We start from the raw sequence: 2,486 nt of genomic DNA, 5'->3' as shown, positions 1-2,486 counted from the left end.
CGTGCCTTCTTATATTTAGGCGATATATCATCCATAAGCTCTAATAACTTTTTCTGAATGCCAACTAAGGTATGAACTTTACTATTATCTCCTATCTTCTCGGCTTCATCTCTCATAAGACCAAGTTTCACCTTCGTTTCATGGAGAACTCCCATGTTGGGTTTTTCTTTAAGGAGATTAAATTTTTCAGAAGAAAACGAACTGACTTCTTTGCCACCACTCGTGAATTCCTGTAGCCCTCCTTTATAAGCCTGTTTGAAGTATGGACGCTTCATTAATTCATTAAGAGCACCATAATGCTGTTCTCCTATTGGTGTTTTTTGAGCTATTTCGTAAAGAGTATGTGGTTCTGCTTTCCTAATCGCGATAAGATCATCTTTTAAACCTGTAACATTTTGACGAGGAACAAAGTGTTCATCTGCTGCCTGATGAATACGCTCCCCTCCTCCCAGCGCTCTCTGTCCAGCTCTTTTAGTCAAATCAAGATAAGCTCCTTGATTTCTTTTCGCGATATCAAAAACAAGATCCTGTAAAAAAGGACTATGATCAGCTACATAATCGGTAGAGACCGCATTCTTAAAAGATTTTCCTAGATCTTCAGAAGCTTCATTGCCTAAATGTTTACTGATTGCTCTTAACGTATCTTTTGAAACACCTTCTTTCGTATGAGAAGGAGAAAGAAGTCTTCGTATTCCACCGACAGTAGAACCAGCCAAATGACCTAAAGCACTGCCAACCACTGTCCCTGCTGCTCCTAAACCACCACCAACTGCTGCACTTTGAAGTGTATGACCTAACCCTACCCCTTCACCTGCTCCATGTAATGCACCAGATGCCGCCCCTACTTTAAGCAAATGAGGAAGTGTTGTGTTTTTTGTGATGCCTAAAAACGGACTGGCTTTCCCACCTACATATTTCACTCCTGCGCCTACCCATTTCCCTCCCGTACCTACCGGTGTTGGAACGGCTTTCAAAAAGGTTTGACCTAATTTTGAAGTAGCAGAAGGCGCTATCCGCCCCGCTAGTCCTGCAACCGCTCCTGTTCCTAACGTCGCAAGTGAAGGTAAAGCAGCCCCTACAACATTTCCTAACAAAGACGTCCAATAATGCGTATCACTCATCCTACGTTGATAATCACGTATTCTATTGGCTTCTTTCTCATACTTCTCTTCGTATTTTTTATCACCAGATAACCAATATCTGTACAGCCCCTTTCTAAAAGCATTTAGTGCACTCTCATTCTCATCATCACGTCCCGCCGCTACAATCCCCGCAATCTCATCATCTAAATTAAAACTCAAACCATGCTTTAAAGAATTCCAAAAGGCTTCACTTTGTGTAATCTCTGGAGAGAGTGGAGTATTTTCATAAGAAGGGTTGGCATATTCTAAAACAGAACCTAAATTGATAAAATTCGGTCCAAGTTCTGATGAGCGTTCTCGATTAGCCGCATATTCTGAAACAGAACCTAAATTGATAAAATTTGAACCAAGTTCTGATATTTTTTTACCTTGATTGTTCGTAGCACCTAATGCACGATCAACTACAAGAGAATTCTTATTGTTAATCATTTAGCCCTCTTGTAAACTTGACCATTGTAAATAAACTCAACCCCAATAGGCATTTTATTAGCTTGTTCTGTGCTGCTTACAGTTGTAAAATTTGCAACATTCCCTTGTGAGACCGCCTGATTGGTCGAATTTTGGCTATTTCCTGCCATAACGGCATTTCTCATATTATTTTCTGTAGCCTCAATCTTACCTAATACAATACCTTGTACTTCAAGGTTCAGTCTTGATAAAACATCTTTTATTATTGACAAACGCCGTTTAAGCTCTCGTGTAGACATACGTAAATTTAATTTCCCAAGAGACTCTTTTAACATTTCAATGTCTTTATCGCTAACATTTCCAAGTCCTAGCGCCCCTCTTTGCGATAACATTTTCATTTGATCTATACGGTCAAGCCCTATACGAGATTGTATTGATTCCAAAATCTGTCGTACATCCGATTGTTCGGACGTTGAGAACGCGTAGCTAGCAGCTAAAGCTATATTACCTGTCGCCTTATTCTTAAATTTCTCAAGGTATTCCTGCACATAATCAATATCTTCTAGCAAAACCTTTGCATACAAGTTTTTATGTTGACGTAAAGCAGCTTCTCGTTCTTTGTCCATATACGCTTTGCTTCCAGGGTGGTAAACTACTCTCTTTCCTGTTGGTGATGTTGGATCATCAATTAATGAACTTCCATCATTAAAGTCTTTGCTACCTGTATTTGTTAGCAATGCACTAAGCATTTGAGGATTCCTTGCCATGACAGCAGCTTCTTCTTCGCTGTAGCCTTTGGACTTTAGATACTCGACAGTCTGGTTAACCTGTCCTCTTTGTTTATCTCCTTCATTAAGATGCTTCACACCACTTGCAAGCGCATCCCACCCAGAACCGCCTGACGGTGCTGCCGACATACCTGCAAAAAGATCTTGA

1 protein-coding gene and 1 pseudogene are annotated in these 2,486 nt (G+C 40.3%); both read right to left on the bottom strand.

The genetic code is table 11. The annotated features are described in order from the left end of the window. Positions 1-1,571, bottom strand: a 1,571-nt coding sequence (locus tag ACFIL3_RS09655; protein ID WP_375682172.1) for a hypothetical protein, incomplete at its 3' end; no start/stop codon positions are given. Then, positions 1,568-2,486: pseudogene (locus tag ACFIL3_RS09650) on the bottom strand (hypothetical protein); the annotation flags it as partial. The pseudogene ACFIL3_RS09650 and the gene ACFIL3_RS09655, both read right to left, overlap by 4 nt.

Origin of the sequence: Bartonella sp. CE47NXGY (assembly GCF_042195415.1) — a bacterium.
Classification (GTDB): domain Bacteria; phylum Pseudomonadota; class Alphaproteobacteria; order Rhizobiales; family Rhizobiaceae; genus Bartonella.
This window is presented reverse-complemented; position numbering and strand designations above follow the sequence as displayed.